The 2,745-nt window shown below is 62.0% G+C and carries 3 protein-coding genes; 2 read left to right on the top strand and 1 reads right to left on the bottom strand.

Going from position 1 to position 2,745, the window contains the following annotated elements:
• The coding region (gene tkt / locus EN969_RS25555) for a transketolase (protein WP_127419498.1) at positions 1–1,687 on the bottom strand (1,687 nt) is incomplete at its 3' end.
• Between the two features lie 263 nt (positions 1,688–1,950).
• Between tkt and EN969_RS25560 the strand changes: the two genes are divergently transcribed.
• Both EN969_RS25560 and EN969_RS25565 read left to right on the top strand, forming a co-directional pair.
• A complete protein-coding gene (locus EN969_RS25560; RefSeq protein ID WP_013529251.1) occupies positions 1,951–2,223 on the top strand; it encodes a DUF4164 domain-containing protein in 273 nt (90 codons plus the stop codon).
• 11 nt (positions 2,224–2,234) lie between these two features.
• Positions 2,235–2,600 carry a cell division protein ZapA gene (locus EN969_RS25565; protein ID WP_013529252.1) on the top strand — a complete coding sequence of 122 codons (366 nt, stop codon included), beginning with the start codon at positions 2,235–2,237 and terminating at the stop codon, positions 2,598–2,600.
• The last annotated feature ends 145 nt before the right edge of the window (positions 2,601–2,745 follow it).

Below are 2,745 nucleotides of genomic sequence, written 5' to 3' on the forward strand. Positions count from 1 at the left end.
GTGCGATCTCGACCTCGGAGCCGGTGGCGAAGATCGTTATCGCCGCCTCGCCGCTGGCGGCGGCCAGCTCATAGGCTCCCTGGCTGCTGAGGTTCTTGGCCGTGAATTCGGTGCGCACCGTCGGCAGGTTCTGGCGGGTCAGCGCCAAGGTCGACGGCGTCTTTTCCGACTCCAGGGCGATCTGCCAGCATTCCGCGGTTTCGACCGCGTCGGCCGGGCGGAAGACATTGTGGTTGGGGATCGCGCGCAATGCCGCCAGATGCTCGACCGGCTGGTGGGTCGGGCCGTCTTCGCCCAGACCGATGGAATCATGGGTCATGACGAAGATCGAGCGGATGCCCATCAGCGAAGCCAGACGCATTGACGGGCGGGCATAATCGGAGAAGCACAGGAAGGTGCCGCCATAGGCGATGAGGCCGCCATGCAGCGTCAAGCCATTGATGGCGGCCGCCATGCCATGTTCGCGAATGCCGTAGTGGACATAACGCTGGCCGTAATCGTCGGGCGTAATGTTCTTGGTCTGGCTGGTCTTGGTGTTGTTGGAGCCGGTCAGGTCGGCGGAGCCGCTTATGGTTTCCGGCACGGCGCCGTTGATGACCTCCAGCGCCATTTCCGAGGATTTGCGGGTGGCGACCTTCGGCTTGTCGGCCGACAGCTTCTTCTTGTAGTCGGCGATGACGGCGTCGTAATTCGACGGCAGCTTGCCGGCGAGGCGGCGTTCGAACTCGGCCTTCAACTTGGGCTCGGCCTTGGCCAGACGTCCCTCCCAGTCGGTGCGCGGCTTGGCGCCGGTTTTACCGGCGGCGCGCCATGCGTCAAGGATGTCGGCCGGAATCTCGAAGGGCGGCGAGTCCCAGTTGAAGAATTTGCGCGCACCGGCGATCTCGTCGGCGCCGAGCGGCGAACCGTGCGCCTTGTTGGTGCCGGCCTTGGTTGGAGCGCCGAAGCCGATGGTCGTCTTGCAGGCGATCATCGTCGGCTTGTCGGAGTGACGAGCGGCTTCGATGGCATAGGCGATGGCTTCCGGATCGGTGCCGTCGATGTGGCTGGCGTTCCAGCCCGAGGCCTGGAAGCGGGCGACCTGGTCGGTGTTGTCGGCAAGCGAGACCGGGCCGTCGATCGAGATGTTGTTGTTGTCCCAGAAGACGATCAGCTTGTTGAGCTTGAGATGGCCGGCAAGCGCGATGGCTTCCTGGGAAACACCTTCCATCAGGCAGCCGTCACCGGCCAGTACGTAGGTGTAATGGTCGACGAGGTCGTTGCCGAAGGCTGCGTTCATGATGCGCTCGCCGAGCGCGAAGCCGACCGAATTGGCGAGACCCTGGCCGAGCGGGCCGGTGGTCGTCTCTATGCCGGTGGCATGGCCGTATTCGGGATGGCCGGCGGTCTTCGAGCCCAACTGGCGGAAATGCTTGATCTGGTCGATCGTCATGTCCTCGTAGCCGGTCAGGTGCAGCAGCGAATAGAGCAGCATCGAACCGTGGCCGGCCGACAGGATGAAGCGATCCCGGTCGGGCCAATGGGGGGCCTTCGGATCATATTTCAGGAACTTCGTGAACAGCACCGTGGCGATGTCGGCGCAGCCCATGGGCAGGCCGGGATGGCCGGAGTTTGCCTTCTCGACGGCGTCCATGGAGAGAAAGCGGATCGCATTGGCCATCCGGTCATGTTGTTCACGCGACGTCATGGTTCCTCCAGAAGTGGGGGTTTGGGGGCTTGGGAGAGCCCTTGAAAAGGGTGCGCGACACATAGCAGGCGCGGGCTTTTAGTCAACAAATCGGGTGCACATTTGCCGGTCTTGTGATGCCGGCGGCGGACCTACATTAGCGTTAGCGGGGGACAGTCGCGAGAGCTTTGTTGACGTTGCCTTCACCCGGTGCCTAATGTTTCAGGGATAACGCGTTCTGAACGTGAACGATTCGGTGATGGGCAGGGCACAGGACGAAGGCCATGACCGGGGAAGCCACACTCAAGGAAGTCATCGCGAGGCTGGGCAAGGCCATCGAGGGGCTGGAAAACGCCGTCGCGGCCAAGCTCGAGCATGAACGCGACTACTCCGAAGCCGAGGCCGAGGTGCAGCGGATGAACGCCGATCGCTCGCGGCTGGCGCAGGAACTCGACAATTCCGAAGCGCGCGCCGAACGGCTGGAAGATGCCAACAAGGAAGTCTCGCGACGTTTGGTGACCGCCATGGAAACCATCCGCGCCGTGTTGGACAGATAGGAGCTGGCCCGATGGCACAGGTCACGGTTTCAATCGACGGCAAGCAGTATCGCATGGCCTGCGACGAGGGCCAGGAAGAGCATCTGATCGATCTTGCCGAACGTTTCGACCGCTATGTTTCACACCTGAAGGACTCGTTCGGCGAGATTGGCGATCAGCGGCTGACCGTGATGGCCGGCATCATGGTGATGGATGAACTCTCGGAGTTGCAGAAACGCGTCAAGGGCATGGAAAGCGAAGTGCTGACCTTGCGCAAGACCCGCGACGAGGCTCTGACCAAGGCCGACAAGAGCGATAGCGTGCTGACCAACGCGCTCAGCGCGCTGGCACAGCGCATGGAAGACCTGACTGTGACAATGGCGGTCAACAAGAGCTGAGGCAGGATCTCTCCTGTCCAGCCCAACAGGCTCTCATCCGCGTGCCGAGCATTCGGCAGCATAAAAATGCTCGCCTGCCACCGACAAGAGTTTCATATTGTCTTGCAGTCACGATTTTTGCGCTAAGATGCAACGATGCCCGGGC

Source organism: Mesorhizobium sp. M7A.F.Ca.CA.003.01.2.1, from assembly GCF_003998945.1.
Lineage (GTDB): Bacteria > Pseudomonadota > Alphaproteobacteria > Rhizobiales > Rhizobiaceae > Mesorhizobium > Mesorhizobium ciceri.